We start from the raw sequence: 20,028 nt of genomic DNA, 5'->3' as shown, positions 1-20,028 counted from the left end.
GGATGCGTGAGCAGCCGCACACCGGTCACCCTTCGGCGCAGCCGCCGGCGCAACATCTGCCGGTGCTCTACGCCCAGGTCCTCAATGGCCTGAGGGTGATCGAAAACGGAACCTATCTGGACGGCACGTTCGGACGCGGCGGGCATTCCCGTGGCGTGCTCGAACAGCTCGGTCCGGACGGGCGTTTGTTGGTGATGGACAAGGATCCGGAAGCCATTGCCGTGGCGCAGCGCGACTTCGCCCCCGATGGCCGGGTGGCGATCTTCCGTGGCTCGTTCGCGCAGATGGCGCAGTGGTCGGCAACCGGCGACGGTGTGGACGGCATCCTGCTGGATCTGGGCGTGTCCTCGCCGCAGCTGGATGTGGCCGAACGTGGTTTCTCCTTCGGCAAGGATGGCCCGCTGGACATGCGCATGGACCCGGATTCCGGGCTCAGTGCGGCGCAGTGGCTGGCCATCGCCGATGAGCGTGAAATTGCCGACGTGCTGTGGACCTATGGCGAGGAACGCGCCAGCCGCAAGATTGCCCGGGCGATCGTGGCCGAGCGCGAGAAGACCCCGCTGACCCGCACCGCGCAGCTGGCCGAACTGATCAACAAGGTGGTGCCGCGCGGCAAGGACAAGTCCAACCCGGCCACCCGCAGCTTCCAGGCCATCCGCATCCACATCAACCGTGAGCTGGCCGATCTGGAGCTGGCGCTGGATGCGGCGGTGTCGCTGCTCAAGCCGGAAGGCCGCCTGGCCATCATCAGCTTCCATTCGCTGGAAGACCGCATCGTCAAGCAGTACTTCAACAAGCTGGCCAAGGCCCCGCCGGGCAACCGCCGCATGCCGACCGAGGTCAGCTTCAGCCCGACCCTGGAGCTGGTGGGCGGTGCGATCAAGGCCGATGATGACGAGTTGAACGTGAACCCGCGTGCGCGCAGCGCCGTGCTGCGCGTGGCGCAGAAGGTGGGGGCACGCTGATGGCCCGTCTGTTGCTGGTGATCCTGCTGGTGGCCACCATCGCTTCGGCGGTGGCGGTTGTGCACAAGCGTCACCAGCACCGCCAGTTGTTTGTCGAGCTGTCGCGGCTGGAACACCAGCGCGACGAGCTGAACATCGAGTTCGGCCGCCTGCAGCTGGAGCAGGCGACCCTGACCCAGGCCGGGCGGGTGGATCAACTGGCGCGCAGCCGGATCGGGATGAAATTTCCCGAGCCGGCCGACATCGTGGTGGTGCGCCAATGAACATGCGCAAGCACAAGGGGCGGGTCTTCAACCAGCGCGGGCGACTGCTGCTGGTTGGTTCGGTTTTGGGCCTGTGCGCATTCAGCCTGGTCGCGCGTGCGGCCTATGTGCAGCTGGTCAACAACGCCTTCTACCAGCGCCAGGGCGAGGCGCGCTTCCTGCGTGAGGTGCCGATCCCGACCTCGCGCGGGATGATCACAGACCGCAATGGCGAGCCGGTGGCGGTGTCCACCCCGGTGGCCTCGATCTGGGTCAACCCGAAGGAGCTGCTGGCCCATCCCGATCGCATCGGTGAGCTGTCCCAGGCCCTGGCCGTCTCCCACGAGGAGCTGACCCAGCGCCTGGCGCAGAAGGCTGACAAGGAATTCATGTACGTGCGCCGCCGGATCAACCCGGACGAGGCGCAGCGCGTGCTGGACCTGAAGATTCCCGGTGTGTTCTCCCAGCGCGAGTTCCGCCGTTACTACCCGCAGGGCGAGGCGCTGGCCCACGTGCTGGGCTACACCAACATCGATGACCAGGGCCAGGAAGGGCTGGAACTGGCCTTTGACGAATGGCTCAGCGGCCAGCCCGGTGCCAAGAAGGTGATCCGCGACCGCAAGGGCGCGATCGTGGAGAGCATCGACCTGGTGCGTGCGGCCGAGCCTGGCCGTGACCTGACCCTGAGCATCGACCGCCGCATCCAGTTTTTGGCCATGCGCGAGCTGCGCAATGCGGTCAACCAGCACAAGGCCGCCGGCGGTTCGGTGGTGGTGATGGACGTGGCCACCGGCGAAGTGCTGGCCATGGCCAACCTGCCCACCTACAACCCCAATGCGGTGGGCAGCTCCAGCCCGGACACCCGTCGCAACCGGGCGGTGACCGACCTGGTCGAGCCGGGCTCGACGATGAAGCCGCTGACCGTGGCCTCGGCCCTGCAGTCCGGTGTGGTCACCGCCAACAGCGTGTTCGACACCAACCCGGGCTACATGTCGCTGGGCCGCTATACGATCCGCGACGTGCCGCGCAACAACGGCGTGCTGACCACCACCGGGGTGATCACCCGTTCCTCCAACATCGGCTCGGCCAAGATGGCCGCGCTGATGCCGGACCGTACCTTCTACGACACCGTGCGCAGCTTCGGTTACGGCCAGGCCCCGGGCAGTGGTTTTCCCGGTGAGTCGGCCGGCGTGGTGCCCACCCCGGGTTCGCCCAACTGGTCTGGCAGCACCAAGAGCACCATGTCCTACGGCTACGGCCTGAGTGTGACCCCGCTGCAGATCGCCCAGGCCTTTGCCACCCTGGGCAATGGCGGCCAGCTGGTCAGCCCGACCTTCATCCGTGGCCAGAGTGCGGACGAGCGCACCGTGCGCCAGGTGGTGGACGAGCAGGTGGCCGACCAGGTGGTGGAAATGATGCAGACCGTGGTCACCCAGGGCGGTGCCAAGCAGGCCGGCATCCTCGGTTACCACGTGGCCGGCAAAACCGGAACGGCACGTAAAGCCGGTCCGGGCGGATACGTGCGCGGCCATTACAATTCCCTGTTTGCCGGCCTGGTGCCGGCGACCAACCCCCGATTTGCAACCGTGATTGTGATCAATGATCCCCAGGGCAGCGCCTATTACGGCGGACTGGTGGCAGCGCCGGTGTTCCACCACGTGATGGAAGGGGCGCTGCGTCTGATGGACGTGCCGCCGGACAACATCGATGCCTGGCTGGCCGCACAGGCCAGCGGCAAGCTTGGCCACAGCGCCAGCGTGCTGCCGGCTGCGCCCGATCCGACCCTGATTCCCGATGCCGGCGCCGAGCTGGACGCGGCCATGCCGCAGGCACTGCCGGCCGGAGGTGTGCTGTGAGCCGCCGCCTGCCGCTGTCGACCCTGCTGCCGGACATTGCCGCTGCCGCCGGGCACGAGGTTTCCGGCCTGGTGCTGGACAGCCGTGACGTACGCCCGGGCGATGGCTTTGTCTGTGTCGCCGGCTTCGGTGCGCACGGGTTGAACTTTGTTGAACAGGCGCGGGCCAACGGTGCCGCGGCGATCCTGTATGACTCCCCGGCGCCTGACGGCATTGACGTGCCGGCCGATGCCATTGCCGTGCCTGGCCTGCGTGCCCGCATGGGCCAGATGGCCGACCAGTTCCATGGTCAGCCCTCGCGCGCGATGACCATGGTCGGGGTCACCGGCACCAACGGCAAAACCTCCACCGTGCAGTTGCTGGGCCAGGCCTGGCAGCTGCAGGGCATCCGCTCCGGCTCGATCGGCACCCTGGGTGTCGGCCTGTACGGGCAGGTGGTACCGACCGGTTTCACCACCCCGCTGGTGCTGCAGATGCACCAGGTGCTGGCCCGGTTGCGCGATGACGGTGCCATGGCCACGGCCATGGAGGTCAGCTCGCATGCGCTGGACCAGGGCCGGGTGGACGCGGTGCACTACGACATTGCGGTGTTCACCAACCTCACCCGCGACCATCTGGATTACCACGGCACCATGGAAGCCTATGGCGCGGCCAAGGCCCGCCTGTTCCAGCGCGCCGGGCTGAAGGCTGCCGTGGTCAACCTGGACGATGCCTACGCCCCGGCCCTGCTGGCGGTGATTGATCCGGCCGTGGCGGTGATCGGGGTCAGCTCGCGTGGTGTGGCTGCTGCCCGGCTGCAGGCCAGTGCGATCGAACTGGATGGCGCCGGCCTGCATTTCACCCTGGCCGCCGATGGCGAGCAGGCACAGGTCGATTCGCCGCTGCTGGGCCGCTTCAATGTCGACAACCTGCTGGCCGTGGCCGGTGTGCTGCTGGCCCAGGGCAACGGTGTGACCGACATCGCCGCCCTGCTCGGCAAGCTGCGCCCGATTGCCGGGCGCATGAACAAGCTCGGTGGCCAGAGCGGCCAGCCGACCGTGGTGGTCGATTACGCCCACACCCCGGATGCCCTGCTGCAGGCGCTCAGTTCGCTGGAAGACCATGTCGATGGCCTGCTGGCCTGCGTGTTCGGCTGCGGCGGTGACCGCGATACCGGCAAGCGTCCGCAGATGGCGGCCATTGCCGAGGAACATGCCGACAAGGTGATCGTCACCGACGACAACCCGCGCACCGAGGATGGGGACGCCATCGTTGCCGACATCCTGGCCGGCTTTGCCCGCCGCGAGGCGGTGAGCGTGCAGCGCGACCGTGCCTTGGCCATCGACGGCGCGATTGCCGGCGCGGCTGCCGGTGATGTGGTGCTGATTGCCGGCAAGGGCCACGAACCCTATCAGGACATCAACGGGGTCAAGCATCCCTTTGATGACAGCCAGGTCGCCCAGCAGTGCCTGGACCTGCACTTTGGCAACAACGATGGATCCAACAACGACGGAGAAGGGCAATGAGGCGTACGCCGCTGTCGATGCTGGGCCACTGGGCGCAGGGCACCCTGCACGGTGAGGATGTGGCCATCGATGGCCTGTCCAACGACACCCGTGCCATTGTCCCGGGCAGCCTGTATGTCGCCCTGCGTGGCGAACGTTTTGATGGCCACGACTTTGCCCAGGCCGCGCAGGCGGCCGGTGCGGCGGCGCTGTTGGTCGAGCGCGTGCTGGACATCGACCTGCCGCAACTGGTGGTGGACAACAGCGAACTGGCCTTGGCTCGGATTGCCGCCGGCATCCAGGCCGGGCGCGACACCGAGGTGTTCGCCATCACCGGTTCCAACGGCAAGACCTCGGTCAAGACCCTGCTCAGCGCCGTGCTCGCCCATGCCGCGCAGGTGCAGGGCAAGAGCGTGTATGCCACCCCGGGCAACCGCAACAACGAGATCGGCCTGCCGCTGGCCGTGCTCGATGCGCCGGAAGATGCGCATTGGGCCGTCTACGAAATGGGCGCCGGCAAGCCGGGCGACATTGCCTACCTGACCGATATCGCCCGGCCGACCTACGCGCTGGTCAACAACATTGCCGCCGCCCATCTGGAACGCATGGGCAGCCTGCTCGGTGTGGCCCAGACCAAGGGCGCGATCTACCGCGCCCTGCCGGCCAACGGGGTGGCGGTGATCAATGCCGACGATGCCTTCGGTGCGTGGTTTGAACAGGCCTGCGTGCCGGCCGGTTGCCGCGTGCTGCGCTTCGGCCTGGACCTGCCGGCCGAGGTCAGCGCCCGCGGCATCGTGCTGGACGCGGACGGCTCGCGCTTTGAACTGGTGACCCCGCAGGGCGTGGCCGCTGTGCAGCTGGCCCTGGCCGGCCGCCACAACGTCGGCAATGCGCTGGCCGCGGCCGCGCTGGCCCTGGCTGCCGGCATCGAGCTGGCCCAGGTCGCTGACGGCCTGGCCCTGGCCCGGCCGGTGGCCGGCCGCCAGGTCGCCCACACCCTGGGCAATGGCGCCACCCTGATCGATGACAGCTACAACGCCAACCCCGGTTCGCTGGCCGCCGCCATTGCCGCGCTGGCCGCGGCCGATGGCCAGGGCTGGCTGGTGCTCGGTGACATGCGTGAGCTGGGCCCGCAGGCGCGTGCCCTGCACGCCGCTGCCGGCGAGCAGGCGCGCAGTGCCGGCCTGGCCCGGGTCTGGACCCTGGGCGAGCTGGCCGATGCGGCCTCTGCCGCCTTCGGTGAGGGTGGCCGCCACTTTGCCAGCCACGCCGAACTGGCCGCGGCACTGGCCGACGAACTTCCCGCTGCGGCGCGTTGCCTGGTCAAGGGCTCACGCGGCAGCGCCATGGACAAGATTGTGACCGCGCTGCTCCAGCGCGGCGAGGAAAAGCATCATGTTGTTTGAGTTGGCCCAATGGCTGCAGCAGTTCAACGACCTGTTCCGGTTGTTCAACTACATCACCTTCCGCGGCATCCTGGCGGCGCTGACCGCGCTGGGCCTGTGCCTGTGGCTGGGCCCGTGGGCGATTGCCCGCCTGGCCCAGTTCAAGGGCCAGCCGATCCGTACCGATGGCCCCAAGACCCACTTCTCCAAGGCCGGCACCCCGACCATGGGCGGCGGCCTGATCCTGCTGGCCATCGCCGTGGCCACCTTGCTCTGGGCGGACCTGGGCAACCGCTACATCTGGATTGTGCTGGCGGTGATGGTGTGCTTTGGCGGCATCGGTTGGTACGACGACTGGATCAAGATCGCCAAACGTGACCCCAATGGCCTGAAGTCGCGCTGGAAGTACCTGCTGCAGTCCATCTTCGGCCTGGCCGCCGGCCTGGTCCTGTGGCAGACCGCCGATGCCCCGGCCACGCTGAATTTCTACATCCCGATGTTCAAGTCCATCGCCTTGCCGATGGCCGGCATCGCCTTCGTGGTGATTGCCTACTTCTGGATCGTCGGCTTCTCCAATGCGGTCAACCTGACCGATGGCCTGGATGGCCTGGCGATCATGCCCACCGTGCTGGTGGCCGGCGCCCTGGGCGTGTTCGCCTATGCCTCCGGCCATGCCGAATTTGCCCGTTACCTGCAGATTCCGGCCATTCCCGGTGCCGGTGAACTGGTGATCATCTGCGCGGCCATTGCCGGCGCGGGCCTGGGCTTTCTGTGGTTCAACACCTATCCGGCCATGGTGTTCATGGGCGATGTCGGCGCCCTGGCCCTGGGTGCGGTGCTGGGCACCATGGCGGTGATCGTGCGCCAGGAGCTGGTGCTGGTGGTGATGGGCGGCATCTTCGTCATCGAGACCCTGTCGGTGATGATCCAGGTCGCCAGCTTCAAGCTGACCGGCAAGCGCGTGTTCCGCATGGCCCCGATCCACCACCACTTCGAACTGAAGGGCTGGCCCGAGCCGCGCGTGATCGTGCGCTTCTGGATCATCTCGGTGGTGCTGGTGTTGATCGGCCTGGCGACGCTGAAGGTGCGTTGATGAACGACATGTCGCCCCAGGCAACCCGGCTGGAAGCCATCGGCGGTGCATATGACCGCTGGTTGCTCGGTGCTGCCCTGGCGTTGGCGACGATCGGTGTGATCATGGTGGCCTCGGCCTCGGTGGCCCTGGCCGGTGATCCGACCTACTACCTCAAGCGCCACCTGTTCCACCTGGCGCTGGGTACGGTGCTGGCGCTGGGCGTGATGCAGCTGGAGCTGCGCAAGGTCGAGGAATACAACAAGTGGCTGCTGATCGGCTGCTTCGTGCTGCTGGCCCTGGTGATGCTGCCGGGGCTGGGCCACAGCGTGAACGGTGCACGCCGCTGGTTGCGCCTGGGCCTGCTGAACTTCCAGGCGGTGGAAGCGGTCAAGGTGCTCTACATCATCTGGCTGTCCAGCTACCTGGTGCGTTTTTCCGACGAGGTCAATGCCACCTGGACGGCGCTGTTCAAGCCGCTGGGCGTGGTTGTGGCCCTGGTGGCCATGCTGCTGCTGCAGCCGGACTTCGGTTCCTCGGTGCTGCTGTGTGGCATCACCGTGGCCCTGCTGGTGCTGGGCGGCGGCAACCTGCCCAAGATGGCCATGCCGGCCCTGTTCGGCGGTGCGCTGCTGGTCGGGGTGGCGGTGTTTGAACCCTACCGCCTGCGCCGCATCACTTCCTTCGTCGATCCGTGGGCCGATCAGCTCGGCTCCGGCTACCAACTGACCAATGCGCTGATGGCCATCGGTCGCGGCGAGTGGACCGGGGTGGGGCTGGGCGCATCGATCCAGAAATTGAACTACCTGCCCGAGGCCCACACCGACTTCATCTTCTCGGTACTGGCCGAGGAGACCGGCTTTGCCGGCGTCTGCGTGGTGATCGCGCTGCTGTCGCTGCTGATCGGTCGCGCCCTGTGGCTGGGCATGCAGTGCGTGGAGCAGCGTCGCCACTTCTCCGGCTATGTCGCCTACGGCGTGGCCCTGTGGCTGGGCATGCAGGCCTTCATTTCGATCGGGGTCAATCTGGGCATGTTGCCGACCAAGGGCCTGACCCTGCCGCTGATTTCGGCCGGCGGCTCCAGTGTGATGATGACCTGCGTGGCCGTGGGCGTGCTGTTGCGCGTGTCCTGGGAGTACCAGCGTGCGGTGCGCCGCCAGTCCTGGCGCATCGCCGGTGGCCTGGATGATGCCGCGCCCGCTGCCGCAGACGAGGACGAGGAGCCGGTGCCGGCCGCCGCGCCGCTGCGTGCCACCGAAGTGGCCGCCCGTGCCCAGCAGCATGCTGCCGTGCGCGGTACCAGCCGCCTGCAATCCCGTGTTGAACCCACCTTTGGAGACCTGCGATGACCGAGCCGGTAGTACAGGCCACCGCACGTCCGGTGGTGATCATGGCCGGGGGCACCGGCGGACATATCTTCCCGGGCCTGGCCGTGGCCAGCGAACTGCGTGCGCGTGGCGTGCCGGTGACCTGGCTCGGTGCCGAAGGCGCGATGGAAACCCGTCTGGTGCCGCCGCACGACATTGCCATCGACACCCTGCCCATCGCCGGTGTGCGTGGCAAGGGCAAGCTGGCCCTGCTGGCCGCACCGTTCCGGATCATGCGTGCGGTGCGGGCGGCTGGCTTTGCCCTGCGCAAGCGCAACCCGCGTGCGGTGGTGGCCTTTGGTGGCTTTGCTTCCGGCCCCGGTGGCCTGGCCGGGCGTCTGCTCGGGGTGCCGCTGATCGTGCACGAACAGAACCGTGCCCCGGGCATGACCAACCGGATCCTGTCGCGCTTCTGCCGCCGCCTGCTGGTCGGCTTCCCGGGCAGCTTCCCGGCTGGCGAAGAGCTGGTCGGCAACCCGGTGCGTGAGCAGATCGCCGCCATTGCCGAGCCGGCCCAGCGTCTGGCCGGACGCAGCGGCCCGCTGCGGGTGCTGGTGGTGGGTGGCAGCCAGGGCGCGCGTGCCCTGAACCAGGCCGTGCCGCAGGCAGTGGCCGCCCTGGCCGGCCAGGCCAGCTTCGACATCCGCCACCAGAGCGGGGACAAGCTGCATGCCGAGGCCGTGGCGGCCTATGCCCAGGCCGGTGTGCAAGCTCAAGTCAGCCCGTTCATTGCCGATATGGCCGAAGCCTTTGCCTGGGCCGACCTGGTGGTCTGCCGTGCCGGTGCTTCGACCCTGGCCGAGCTGTGCGCCGTCGGCGTGCCCTCGGTGCTGGTGCCGTTTGCCGCAGCGGTGGATGACCACCAGACCCGCAATGCCCAATACCTGGTCGAGCACCAGGCGGCCGTCCTGTTGAAGCAGGACGAGCGCCTGGCGGCCACGCTGCAGCCGTTGCTGCAGCAACTCCATGACGATGCACCGCGCCGTCTGGCGATGGCACAGGCCGCCCGAGGCCTGGCCCGCGTCGATGCCGCCGCGCGTATCGCCGACATCATTCTCGAGGAATCAACCATGCAAACGGCCAAGGGCAACCGCGCGCCGAACTCCGGGGTGCAGGCATGAGCCGCCGCCTCCACGACACCCAGGACCTGGTCCGCGCCTTCCCGCGCGTGCACTTCGTCGGCATCGGCGGTACCGGCATGAGCGGCATTGCCGAAGTCATGCTGACCCTGGGCTATGAAGTGTCCGGTTCGGACAACAGTGACAACGCGGCGACCCGCCGTCTGGCTGGCCTGGGCGCGCGCATCATGCGTGGGCACTCCGCTGCCAACGTGCTGGGCACCGACTGCGTGGTGGTCTCCAGTGCGATCAAGCCGGACAACCCGGAGCTGATGGAGGCGCGCAGCCAGCGCATTCCAATCATGCCGCGTGCGGCGATGCTGGCCGAGCTGATGCGCTTCCGCCGCGGCATCGCCGTGGCCGGTACCCACGGCAAGACCACCACCACCTCGCTGACCGCGGCGGTGCTGAGCGAAGGCGAGCTGGACCCGACCTTCGTCATCGGTGGCCAGCTGCTGGCTGCCGGTGCCAATGCCAAGCTCGGTTCGGGCCAGTGGCTGGTGGCCGAGGCCGATGAAAGCGATGGCAGCTTCCTGCGCCTGAATCCGCTGGTGGCCATCATCACCAACATCGATGCCGACCACCTGGAAAACTACGGCAACGACTTCTCCCGGGTGCAGGCGGCATTCGCCGAATTCCTGCAGCGCCTGCCGTTCTACGGCCTGGCCGTGCTCTGCCTGGATGACCCGGAAGTGGCCGCGCTGGCCGCGCAGACCCCGCGTCATGTGATGAGCTACGGCACCGTGGACCATGCCGACGTGCGCGCCGAGGACATCGTCCAGGACGGCGGGCGCATGCATTTCACCCTGTGCCTGCCCGAAGGCAGCCGCACTGCGGTGACCCTGGCCCTGCCGGGCCGCCACAACGTGCTCAATGCCCTGGCCGCTGCGGCCGTGGGCTGGCAGCTGGGCGTGAGCCCTGCGGCGATCGGCGCGGCGCTGGAGAAGTTCCAGGGCGTGGGCCGCCGCTTCAACGATCTGGGCCAGGTCAGCACGGCCAAGGGCGCCAGCGTGCGCGTGGTCGATGACTACGGCCACCATCCGCGCGAGCTTGCCGCCGTGTTTGCCGCCGCCCGTGGTGGCTGGCCGGACAAGCGTCTGGTCGTGGCCTTCCAGCCGCACCGTTACAGCCGTACCCGTGACCAGTTCGATGCCTTCGCCGCGGTGCTGTCCGATGTGGATGCACTGGTGCTGTGCGAGGTCTATCCGGCCGGTGAGGCGCCGATTCCCGGTGCCGATGCCAAGTCGCTGGCCCGTGCCATCCGTGCCCGTGGCCGCAGCGAGCCGGTCGTGGTTGGCCATACCGCCGACCTGCTGTCGGTGCTGCCTGATGTCCTCCAGGACGATGACCTGCTGCTGTTGATGGGGGCCGGCGACATCGGCGGTATTGCCCCGTTGATCATCAGCGAAGGCTTCAGCGAGGCCGGCACGCCGTGACCTGCGCATCGTCCCGCTTCCCGTATCGCTGCCCGCCGCCCTGCGCTGCGGCCAGCGTGTGCGCGCGCGCGCCGGAGGGTGGGCGATGAACGTGGTGTTGCGCCTGATGCTGTGGTTGATCGCCCTGGCCATGGTGGCCCTGCCGGTGGTGGGCGTGCTCGGTGGCTGGATCGGTGCCGACCGTTGGCCGCTGGCCCGCCTGCGCGTGCATGCGCCGATGGCCCAGGTCAGCGCCGAGCAGGTGCAGACCATCCTCATGCCGTATGCCCAGGTCGGCTATTTCGCCGTTGACCTGCAGGCGGCCCAGGACGAATTGGAAGCCTTGCCCTGGGTCGAATCGGCCAAGGTCCACAAGCTGTGGCCGGACGTGCTGGAAGTGACCCTGGTCGAACACCAGCCGCTGGCCCGCTGGGGCGATGACCGCCTGCTCTCGGTGCAGGGCAAGCTGATTGCCATTCCCGAAGGGCTGGATGTGAGCGCGCTGCCGGATCTGGGCGGCCCGGATGCCCAGACCGAGCAGGTGCTGGAACTGCATGCCTTTGCCAGCGAGCTGTTTGCACGCAGCGGGCAGCCGCTGCAGCGGGTGCGCATGGATGCCCGTGGCAGCTGGGAGCTGCGCCTGGCCGGCGACATCGACGTGGTCCTGGGCCGGCACGATGCGCGCAGCCGCCTGCAACGTTTTGCCCGCGTGCTGCCCCAGCTGGTGGCCGCGCAGAAGGCGCCGATCGTGCGCGCCGACCTTCGTTACACCAATGGTTTCACCCTGAGCTGGGGTGAGGCCAAAGCCTCCGTGAAGCAGGACAGGACATGAATCGCAAGGGTGACAAATCGCTGATCGTCGGCCTGGATATCGGCACCTCCAAGGTGGTGGCCCTGGTGGGTGAGTACTCGCCGGGCAATCCGATCGAGGTGATCGGCATCGGCTCGCATGAATCGCGCGGCCTCAAGCGCGGCGTGGTGGTGGACATCGAATCGACCGTGGAGTCGATCAAGCGTGCGGTCGAGGAAGCCGACCTGATGGCCGGCTGCGAGATCCGCTCGGTGTATGCCTCCATATCCGGCAACCACGTGCAGTGCCGCAATTCGCAGGGCCTGCAGCCGATCCGCGATGGCGAGGTCACCTGGGCTGACCTGGACCGGGTGCTGGATGCGGCCAAGGCGGTGGCCATCCCGGCTGACCAGAAGATCCTGCATGCGATCCCGCGCGAATACGTGCTGGATGATTCGCAGGAAGGCATCCGCAACCCGGTCGGCATGACCGGCGTGCGACTGGAAGTGCATGCCCATCTGGTCACCTGCGCGCAGTCGGCGGCGCAGAACATCACCAAGTGCGTGCAGCGCTGCGGCCTGCAGGTCGATGACCTGGTGCTGTCCTCGCTGGCCTCCAGCGTGGCCGTGCTCACCGCTGACGAGCGCGAGCTGGGCGTGGTGCTGGTGGACATGGGCGCCGGCACCACCGACATCTCGGTGTATGTGCAGGGGGCGCTGTGCCACTCGGCCTCGCTGCCGATTGCCGGTGACCATGTCACCAACGACATTGCCCACATGCTGCGCACGCCGACCCCGGAAGCGGAGCAGATCAAGGTGCGTTATGCCTGTGCGCTGGCCCAGCTGGCCACCGCCGAGGAAAGCATCCAGGTGCCCAGCGTCGGCGATCGCCCGCCGCGCCGCATGCCGCGCCATTCGCTGGCCCAGGCGGTGCAGGGGCGTTACGAGGAAATCTTTGAAATGGTCCAGGCCGAGCTGCGCCGTTCCGGCTTCGAGGAACTGGTGCGCGCCGGCGTGGTGCTGACCGGCGGCGCCTCGAAGATGGAAGGCGTGGTCGAGCTGGCCGAGGAAATGCTGCAGATGCCGGTGCGCATCGGCATCCCGCAGCACGTCACCGGGCTGGGCGAGGTGGTCGGCAACCCGGTGTATTCCACCGCGGTCGGCCTGCTGCTGATGGGCAGCCAGCTCGAACACCCGCGCCGGCCGTCGTTGCCGGCCGGGCGTGCCGGCTCGGTGCTGAAGAAATTGAAATCCTGGTTGGAGAACTTCTGATCAGGCCCGCGGTAGGCAAGGCAAAGGCAGTACCTGCAATACCCAGGCAGTGCACGGTCCGCCCATCCGGGCGACCAAATACAACTGAACATGGCCGCGGTGAGGCCATTGCCGGCAGACAGGAAGTCTGCAAGCAATGACACCGACCAAGGCTTCATATCGAGGACAAAGACATGGCGCATTTCGAACTGATCGAAAAGATGGCACCCAATGCGGTGATCAAGGTGGTTGGCGTGGGCGGCGGCGGCGGCAATGCCGTGGCGCACATGGTCAACGGCAGCGTGGAAGGCGTGGAGTTCATCATCGCCAACACCGATTCCCAGGCCATCAGCAAGTGCGGTGCCAAGACCCAGCTGAAGCTGGGTGAGAACGTGACCAAGGGCCTGGGCGCCGGTGCCAACCCGGAAGTCGGCCGCCAGGCCGCGCTGGAAGACCGCGAGCGCATCATGGACGCCCTGCAGGGTGCGGACATGGTGTTCATCACCGCCGGCATGGGCGGTGGTACCGGTACCGGTGCTGCGCCGGTGGTGGCCCAGCTGGCCAAGGAAATGGGCATCCTGACCGTGGCCGTGGTGACCAAGCCGTTCCCGTTCGAAGGCCGTCGCCGCATGCAGGTCGCGCTGAAGGGCATCGAGGAACTGAGCCAGCACGTCGATTCGCTGATCACCATTCCCAACGAAAAGCTGATCACCGTGCTGGGCCGCAACGCCACCATGATCCAGGCCTTCCGCGCCGCCAATGACGTGCTGCAGGGCGCGGTGCAGGGCATCGCCGACCTGATCGTGCGTCCGGGCCTGATCAACGTCGACTTTGCCGACGTGCGCACCGTGATGAGCGAAATGGGCCTGGCCATGATGGGCACCGGTACCGCCCGTGGCGATGACCGCGCCCAGGCCGCTGCCGAAGCCGCCATCCAGAACCCGCTGCTGGACGATGTGAACCTGGCCGGTGCCAACGGCATCCTGGTCAACATCACCGCCGGCCCGGACTTCACCATGAGCGAGTTCGACGAGATCGGCCGCACCATCGACGGCTTTGCTTCCGAAGATGCGACCGTGGTGCTGGGCACCGTGCTCGACCCGGACATGCAGGACGAAGTGCGCGTCACCGTGGTGGCCACCGGCCTGAACCAGGTCGTGGCCAAGAGCGTGCCGCGTGGCAGCGAGCGTGGCCAGATCAAGCTGGTGCGCAACGCCACCACCGGTGCACCTGAATACGGTGACATCGATGCCGATGCCAACAACGGCCGCAGCAATGCCAATTCGCTGGCCACCGGCCTGCGTCGTGCCAGCACCGATACCGCCAGTGCCAGCGCACCGGCTGCCAGCGGTGCTGCCGACCTGCCGCCGGACTACCTGGACATCCCGGCCTTCCTGCGCCGTCAGGCAGACTGAGTGGCCTGAGCCGGGGCTTGTCCTCCCCGGTCTGCAAGCCATGTCCAGCGTCCCGTCATCACGCCAGGATCGGCGTGGTGACGGGCTGCCCCTGCGTTTCCCGTTCAGCAAGAGTGGGGTGGGGGTGCATGTTATTCTTGGCGGTCGCCAGGCTACGGCCTTGCCATTTCGCCCCCTGCAAGCACGGACCCCGTCCCGATGATCCCCCAACGCACCTTGACCAATACGATCCGCGCCACCGGTGTGGGCCTGCACAGCGGTGACAAGGTCTACATGACCCTGCGCCCGGCCCCCGTGGACAGTGGCATCGTGTTCCGTCGCGTGGACCTGGATCCGGTGGTGGAAGTGCCGGCCAAGGCCGAGTTGGTCACCGAGGTCACCCTGTGCACCGGCCTGACCTGTGAAAACGCCAAGATCCAGACCGTAGAACACCTGATGTCCGCTCTGGCTGGCCTGGGCGTGGACAACTGCATCATTGAACTGTCCTCGGCCGAGCTGCCGATCATGGACGGTTCCTCCGGCCCGTTCGTGTTCCTGCTGCAGTCGGCCGGGATCAGCGAACAGGCCGCGCCCAAGCGTTTCATCCGCGTGCTCAAGACCGTGGAAGTGACCGAAGGCGACAAGGTTGCCCGTTTCAGCCCGTATGACGGTTTCAAGCTGGGTTTCACCATTGCTTTTGACCACCCGGCCATTCCGGCCAAGCAGTCACGCGCCGAGCTGGAGTTCTCCACCGCGGCCTACATCAAGGAAATCGCGCGCGCGCGGACCTTTGGTTTCATGCGTGACCTGGAATACATGCGTGAGCGCAACCTCGGCCTGGGTGGCTCGATGGACAATGCGATCGTGCTGGACGAATTCCGCGTCCTCAACGAGGACGGCCTGCGTTTTGCCGACGAGTTCGTCCGTCACAAGATCCTCGATGCGATCGGCGACCTGTACCTGTCCGGTGGCCAGATCCTGGGTGCCTACGAGGGCTACAAGTCCGGTCATGCGCTCAACAACAAGTTGGCACGTGCCCTGATGGCCGATGCCACGGCCTGGGAATGGGCCAGCTTCCCGCAGTCGGCCGACCAGCAGCCGGTGGTGGTCTACGGGGCACCGGCGTACGCCTGAACCTGTATTGGGCATGTGTGTACATACGTCACGATTTGGTGAATATCGCCCGGATCGTGACCTGAACTTGCCCGAAAAATAACAAATACCTAACATTTGCCCCCGGACCGACCGCTAGGATGCGTTCGGCCCGGTTGTTGTGGATGTTTTCTTCACATCAGCCGCTGTGGAACCCGGCAGCATCCGGTTCCTTCAGCTGCCTTTGCCGGATGTCGGGGTCAGGACATCGGAAAGTGCAGCCAGAGCATCACGCAGGCCGTTGTGTGTGGTGCTGGTTACGGCAGCTGGACCATTGTGTTGTGTTTGCGCCGGGGGGCGCAGGGCAATGCTTGCTGTCTTGATGGTCACCTTGGTGACCTTCAGCCCGATGGAGCGGGCCGCGTCGATCAGCGTAGTTTCGGCAAGCCGCAAACGGGCATGCCACAACGGGGATTGGACGAGAAAAACGAGGTGTTCGCCGTCCACATTGGCAAGCCTGCATTGGCTGGCCAGCGTCTGGGGCAGGTGTTGACGCAGGGTGTTGTCCAGTTCGTCCAGCCACAAGGCGCGACGCAACGGATTTCCGGTTCTGCTCGACATCGCCGCATCCAGGGCCCTGACGGGCGCTGCAGCGGGGCGGGCATCGGATTTCGGCTCAGACATGAAGAAGTACTCAATGACGTCACCAAAGATCGTAATCAAAACTCGGGCAGGCAAGCACAGCGGCGTATTAACGCGTGTGCTGGGACTGTTCGATGAGCGCCCGGCCATCGTGCTGGGGGCCACCCTGGCGCTGGGTGCGCTGGTCGGCCTGGGTGTCGGTGCGGCTACCGGCGTGGCCGGCGATGCCGTACTGCAGTCGCGCCTGGCCTCGCAGGAGCAGGAACTGGAGCAGGCCCGCAGCCAGGCCCAGTCCGAGGTCAATGCCCTGGCCGCGCGCATGGCCGAATTGCAGGCCCAGGCCACCCGCCTCAATGCCCTGGGTGAGCGTCTGACCCAGATGGGCGAACTGGCCGATGGCGAGTTCGACTTCCAGGAAACGCCCGGCGTCGGTGGTGATGAAGAAACCGGCCCGGTCCAGGACGTGCGCATTGACGAGGTCAATGCCGAGTTACAGACCCTGTCGGGCAGCTTCGACCAGGCCGGCAAGCAGCTGGGCGTGCTCGAATCGCTGCTGTTTGACCAGCAGCTGCAGCGCGATGCGATTCCCTCGCGCCTGCCCATCCACAACAGCTATGTGACTTCCGGTTTCGGCGGCCGCAACGACCCGTTCGGCCGTGGCCGTGGCAACCACAAGGGCCTGGACTTCAGTGCCCGCGTCGGCGACCCGGTACTGAGCGTGGCCGACGGCGTGGTCAAGTTTTCCGGGGTCAACGGTGCCTACGGCAATGTCGTGGACATCGACCATGGCAACGGCTACATCACCCGCTATGCGCACAACTCGCGCCTGAGCGTGCGGGTGGGTGACCTAGTGCGTGCGGGCCAGGAAGTGGCCAAGGCCGGTTCGACCGGTCGTTCCACCGGTGCCCATGTCCATTTCGAGGTCTGGGAAAATGGCGTGGCGGTCAATCCGCGCAAGTTCCTGGGCAGCGGTGGCAACACCCCGGTGCGCCGCGGCTGATTGCCCGGCTTGAAAATCTTTGGCCCGGCCCCAGTTACAATGGGGCCTTGCCACGAACGGGGCGCATTGCGCCCTGTTTCGTTTATGGTGGTGGCCAGTTTTGCGGCCGCCATCTCCCGGCACCTTTTTCCAACCGGTTCCTTCAATGATCAACAGTCTGCTCACCCGCGTTTTTGGCAGCCGTAACGACCGCCTGTTGCGCCAGCTCAACCGTATCGTCGCCAAGATCAATGCCTTGGAGCCGGAGCTGGAAAAGCTTTCCGATACCGAACTCCAGGCCAAGACCCCCGCACTGCGTGAGCGCATTGCTGCCGGCGAGTCGCTGGACAAGCTGCTGCCGGAAGCCTTCGCGGTCTGCCGCGAGGCCAGCCGCCGCGTGATGGGCATGCGCCACTACGACGTGCAGCTGATCGGCGGCATGGTCCTGCACATGGGCAAGATCGCCGAAATGCGCACCGGTGAAGGCAAGACCCTGGTGGCCACGCTGCCGGTCTACCTCAACGCGCTGGAAGGCAAGGGCGTGCATGTGGTCACCGTCAATGACTACCTGGCCCGCCGCGACGCCGCCCAGATGGGCAAGCTGTACAACTGGCTGGGCCTGAGCGTGGGCGTGGTGTATCCGGGCATGGCCCATGCCGACAAGGCGCAGGCCTATGGCGCCGACATCACCTACGGCACCAACAACGAATTCGGTTTTGACTACTTGCGCGACAACATGGCGCTGGCCCTGCGTGACCGTCACCAGAAGGGCCTGCATTACGCCATCGTCGACGAAGTCGACTCGATCCTGATCGACGAGGCACGTACCCCGCTGATCATCTCCGGCCCGGCTGATGAATCGCCGGAGCTGTACATCCGCGTCAACCGCATCGTCCCCAGCCTGACCCGTCAGGAGACCGAGGACGGCGAGGGTGACTTCTGGGTGGATGAGAAGGGCAAGCAGGTCTACCTGTCCGAAGAGGGCATGGAGCATGCCGAAGAGCTGCTGCGCGAAGCCGGCATCATTGCCGATGACGCCGACGGTGGCCTGTACGCGGCGCAGAACCTGACCGTGGTCCACCACCTCAATGCCGCCCTGCGCGCGCATGCCATCTACCAGCGCGACGTGGATTACATCGTGCGCGATGGCGAAGTGATCATCGTTGACGAATTCACCGGCCGTACCCTGGCCGGCCGCCGCTGGTCCGATGGCCTGCACCAGGCGGTGGAAGCCAAGGAAGGGGTACCGGTCCAGCGCGAGAACCAGACCCTGGCCTCGGTGACCTTCCAGAACCTGTTCCGCATGTACGGCAAGCTGGCCGGCATGACCGGTACCGCCGACACCGAAGCCTATGAATTCCAGAGCATCTACGGCCTGGAAGTGACGGTGATCCCGACCAACCGCCCGACCCTGCGCAAGGACCATCCCGACCAGGTCTTCCTCAACCGCAAGGGCAAGTTCAATGCGGTGCTGGAAGACATCAAGGACTGTGCCAGCCGCCAGCAGCCGGTGCTGGTGGGTACCACCTCGATCGAAGTGTCGGAAATGCTGTCCCAGCACCTGACCGAGGCCGGTGTTGCCCATGAGGTGCTCAACGCCAAGCAGCACGAGCGCGAGGCCCAGATCGTGGCCAACGCCGGCCTGCCGTCGGCGGTGACCATCGCCACCAACATGGCCGGCCGTGGTACCGACATCGTGCTCGGTGGCTCGCTGGAAGCCGAGCTGCACGCACTGGGCGAAGAGGCCAGTGACGAGCAGAAGGCCGCCGCCAAGGCTGCCTGGCGCGAGCGCCATGAAGCGGTAAAGGCCGCCGGTGGCCTGCACATCATCGGTACCGAGCGTCACGAAAGCCGCCGTATCGACAACCAGCTGCGTGGCCGTTCCGGCCGTCAGGGTGACCCGGGTTCCTCGCGCTTCTACCTGTCGCTGGAAGACAACCTGATGCGCATCTTCGCCTCTGACTGGGTGCAGAAGGCCATGCGCATGATGGGCATGAAGGAAGACGAGGTCATCGAAAGCGCGATGGTCTCCAAGCAGATCGAAAAGGCCCAGCGCAAGGTCGAGTCGCACAACTTCGACATCCGCAAGAACCTGCTGGACTTTGACGACGTCAACAACGACCAGCGCAAGGTGATCTACGGCCAGCGCGATGAGCTGCTGGAAGCCGAATCCATTGCCGACACCCTGGAAGGCATCCGTTCGGATGTGGTCTATGGCCTGGTCGAACGCTTCGTGCCGCCCGAGTCGGTGGACGAGCAGTGGGACCTGGCCGGCCTGAGCGCCGCGCTGGAAGCGGAAATGGGCGTGCAGATGGACGTGGCCGCACTGGTGGCCAACACCGCCGAGATCGATGGCGAAGGTATTGCCGATGCGGTGCAGAAGGCCGTGGCCGAGCACTTTGCAGCCAAGGAAGCGGCGGTGGGTGCCGAGACCATGCGCGCGCTGGAAAAGCACATCATGCTGACCGTGGTCGACCAGGCCTGGAAGGAACATCTGGCCCGCATGGACTACCTGCGCCAGGGCATCTACCTGCGCGGTTATGCGCAGAAGCAGCCCAAGCAGGAGTACAAGAAGGAAGCCTTCGAGCTGTTCAGCCAGATGCTGGAGCGGGTCAAGACCGACGTCATCAGCATGGTGGGCCGCATCCGCGTGCGCACCGAGGAAGAAGTGGCGGCGATGGAAGCGCTGGAGCGCCAGCAGGCCGAAGCGCGCATGCAGCTGTCGCAGTTCCAGCACGCCGACAACGGCGGCATGGGCGCCGACGTGGAAGCGGCCGAAGTGGCCCAGGCCGCACTGGCTGCCGGCGAGGACCCGCAGGTTGGCCGCAACGATCCCTGCCCCTGCGGCAGTGGCAAGAAGTTCAAGCACTGCCACGGCCAGCTGAGCTGAGCCCGGCGCGCTGAAAAACCCCGCCTTCCGGCGGGGTTTTTCATTGGCGCATGGCGTGGCTGCGTTATTGCGCTGCATCAACGGCTG

General features: G+C 66.5%; 16 protein-coding genes. 15 read left to right on the top strand and 1 reads right to left on the bottom strand.

Annotated features, from left to right (window positions below):
* The first annotated feature begins 2 nt into the window (after positions 1-2).
* The 13 genes from rsmH (at position 3) to lpxC (ending at position 15,472) form a co-directional block, all read left to right on the top strand.
* The gene (gene rsmH, locus ABB30_RS10790) at positions 3-965 is read left to right on the top strand and encodes a 16S rRNA (cytosine(1402)-N(4))-methyltransferase RsmH (protein WP_057638318.1); all 963 of its coding nucleotides are present in this window, start codon (positions 3-5) and stop codon (positions 963-965) included.
* Positions 965-1,228, top strand: a complete 264-nt coding sequence (gene ftsL, locus ABB30_RS10785) for a cell division protein FtsL (protein ID WP_057638317.1) — start codon at positions 965-967, stop codon at positions 1,226-1,228. Before rsmH ends, ftsL begins: the two co-directional genes overlap by 1 nt.
* On the top strand, positions 1,225-3,063 hold the full coding sequence (locus ABB30_RS10780) for a peptidoglycan D,D-transpeptidase FtsI family protein (protein ID WP_057638316.1): 1,839 nt from the start codon (positions 1,225-1,227) through the stop codon (positions 3,061-3,063). The genes ftsL and ABB30_RS10780 overlap by 4 nt, the downstream gene beginning before the upstream one ends.
* Complete coding sequence (locus tag ABB30_RS10775; RefSeq protein WP_057638315.1) at positions 3,060-4,568, top strand: UDP-N-acetylmuramoyl-L-alanyl-D-glutamate--2,6-diaminopimelate ligase; 1,509 nt, start codon at positions 3,060-3,062, stop codon at positions 4,566-4,568. Before ABB30_RS10780 ends, ABB30_RS10775 begins: the two co-directional genes overlap by 4 nt.
* Positions 4,565-5,953 carry a UDP-N-acetylmuramoyl-tripeptide--D-alanyl-D-alanine ligase gene (locus tag ABB30_RS10770; protein ID WP_057638314.1) on the top strand — a complete coding sequence of 463 codons (1,389 nt, stop codon included), beginning with the start codon at positions 4,565-4,567 and terminating at the stop codon, positions 5,951-5,953. Before ABB30_RS10775 ends, ABB30_RS10770 begins: the two co-directional genes overlap by 4 nt.
* Positions 5,943-7,025 (top strand): phospho-N-acetylmuramoyl-pentapeptide-transferase, encoded by a 1,083-nt coding sequence (mraY, locus tag ABB30_RS10765; RefSeq protein ID WP_057638313.1) that lies wholly within the window; start codon positions 5,943-5,945, stop codon positions 7,023-7,025. Before ABB30_RS10770 ends, mraY begins: the two co-directional genes overlap by 11 nt.
* Positions 7,025-8,353, top strand: coding sequence for a putative lipid II flippase FtsW (ftsW, locus tag ABB30_RS10760; RefSeq protein WP_057638312.1), 1,329 nt, complete (start codon positions 7,025-7,027; stop codon positions 8,351-8,353). Before mraY ends, ftsW begins: the two co-directional genes overlap by 1 nt.
* On the top strand, positions 8,350-9,492 hold the full coding sequence (gene murG, locus ABB30_RS10755) for an undecaprenyldiphospho-muramoylpentapeptide beta-N-acetylglucosaminyltransferase (protein ID WP_057638311.1): 1,143 nt from the start codon (positions 8,350-8,352) through the stop codon (positions 9,490-9,492). The genes ftsW and murG overlap by 4 nt, the downstream gene beginning before the upstream one ends.
* The gene (murC, locus tag ABB30_RS10750; protein WP_057638310.1) at positions 9,489-10,925 is read left to right on the top strand and encodes a UDP-N-acetylmuramate--L-alanine ligase; all 1,437 of its coding nucleotides are present in this window, start codon (positions 9,489-9,491) and stop codon (positions 10,923-10,925) included. Before murG ends, murC begins: the two co-directional genes overlap by 4 nt.
* Positions 10,926-11,010: 85 nt before the next feature.
* Positions 11,011-11,736: a cell division protein FtsQ/DivIB gene (locus tag ABB30_RS10745; RefSeq protein ID WP_083489829.1), complete on the top strand. Its 726-nt coding sequence runs from the start codon at positions 11,011-11,013 to the stop codon at positions 11,734-11,736.
* Positions 11,733-12,965 (top strand): cell division protein FtsA, encoded by a 1,233-nt coding sequence (gene ftsA / locus ABB30_RS10740; protein ID WP_057638308.1) that lies wholly within the window; start codon positions 11,733-11,735, stop codon positions 12,963-12,965. Before ABB30_RS10745 ends, ftsA begins: the two co-directional genes overlap by 4 nt.
* A 173-nt stretch (positions 12,966-13,138) precedes the next feature.
* Entirely contained in the window at positions 13,139-14,359 is a 1,221-nt protein-coding gene (gene ftsZ / locus ABB30_RS10735; RefSeq protein WP_057638307.1) for a cell division protein FtsZ, read from the top strand.
* 198 nt (positions 14,360-14,557) lie between these two features.
* The gene (gene lpxC / locus ABB30_RS10730; protein ID WP_057638306.1) at positions 14,558-15,472 is read left to right on the top strand and encodes a UDP-3-O-acyl-N-acetylglucosamine deacetylase; all 915 of its coding nucleotides are present in this window, start codon (positions 14,558-14,560) and stop codon (positions 15,470-15,472) included.
* A gap of 192 nt (positions 15,473-15,664) precedes the next feature.
* On the opposite strand, the gene ABB30_RS10725 is transcribed toward lpxC, so the two are convergent.
* A complete protein-coding gene (locus ABB30_RS10725) occupies positions 15,665-16,114 on the bottom strand; it encodes a DciA family protein (RefSeq protein WP_057638358.1) in 450 nt (149 codons plus the stop codon).
* Positions 16,115-16,127: 13 nt separating this feature from the next.
* On the opposite strand from ABB30_RS10725, the gene ABB30_RS10720 reads away from it, so the two are divergent.
* Both ABB30_RS10720 and secA read left to right on the top strand, forming a co-directional pair.
* The gene (locus ABB30_RS10720) at positions 16,128-17,072 is read left to right on the top strand and encodes a M23 family metallopeptidase (protein WP_057638305.1); all 945 of its coding nucleotides are present in this window, start codon (positions 16,128-16,130) and stop codon (positions 17,070-17,072) included.
* Positions 17,073-17,217: 145 nt separating this feature from the next.
* Complete coding sequence (gene secA / locus ABB30_RS10715) at positions 17,218-19,941, top strand: preprotein translocase subunit SecA (protein WP_057638304.1); 2,724 nt, start codon at positions 17,218-17,220, stop codon at positions 19,939-19,941.
* Positions 19,942-20,028 lie beyond the last annotated feature (87 nt).

The sequence above is a fragment of the Stenotrophomonas ginsengisoli genome (assembly GCF_001431485.1).
Classification (GTDB): domain Bacteria; phylum Pseudomonadota; class Gammaproteobacteria; order Xanthomonadales; family Xanthomonadaceae; genus Stenotrophomonas; species Stenotrophomonas ginsengisoli.
The sequence above is the reverse complement of the archived record's forward strand: the minus strand, read 5'-3'. Positions and strand labels throughout refer to the sequence as shown.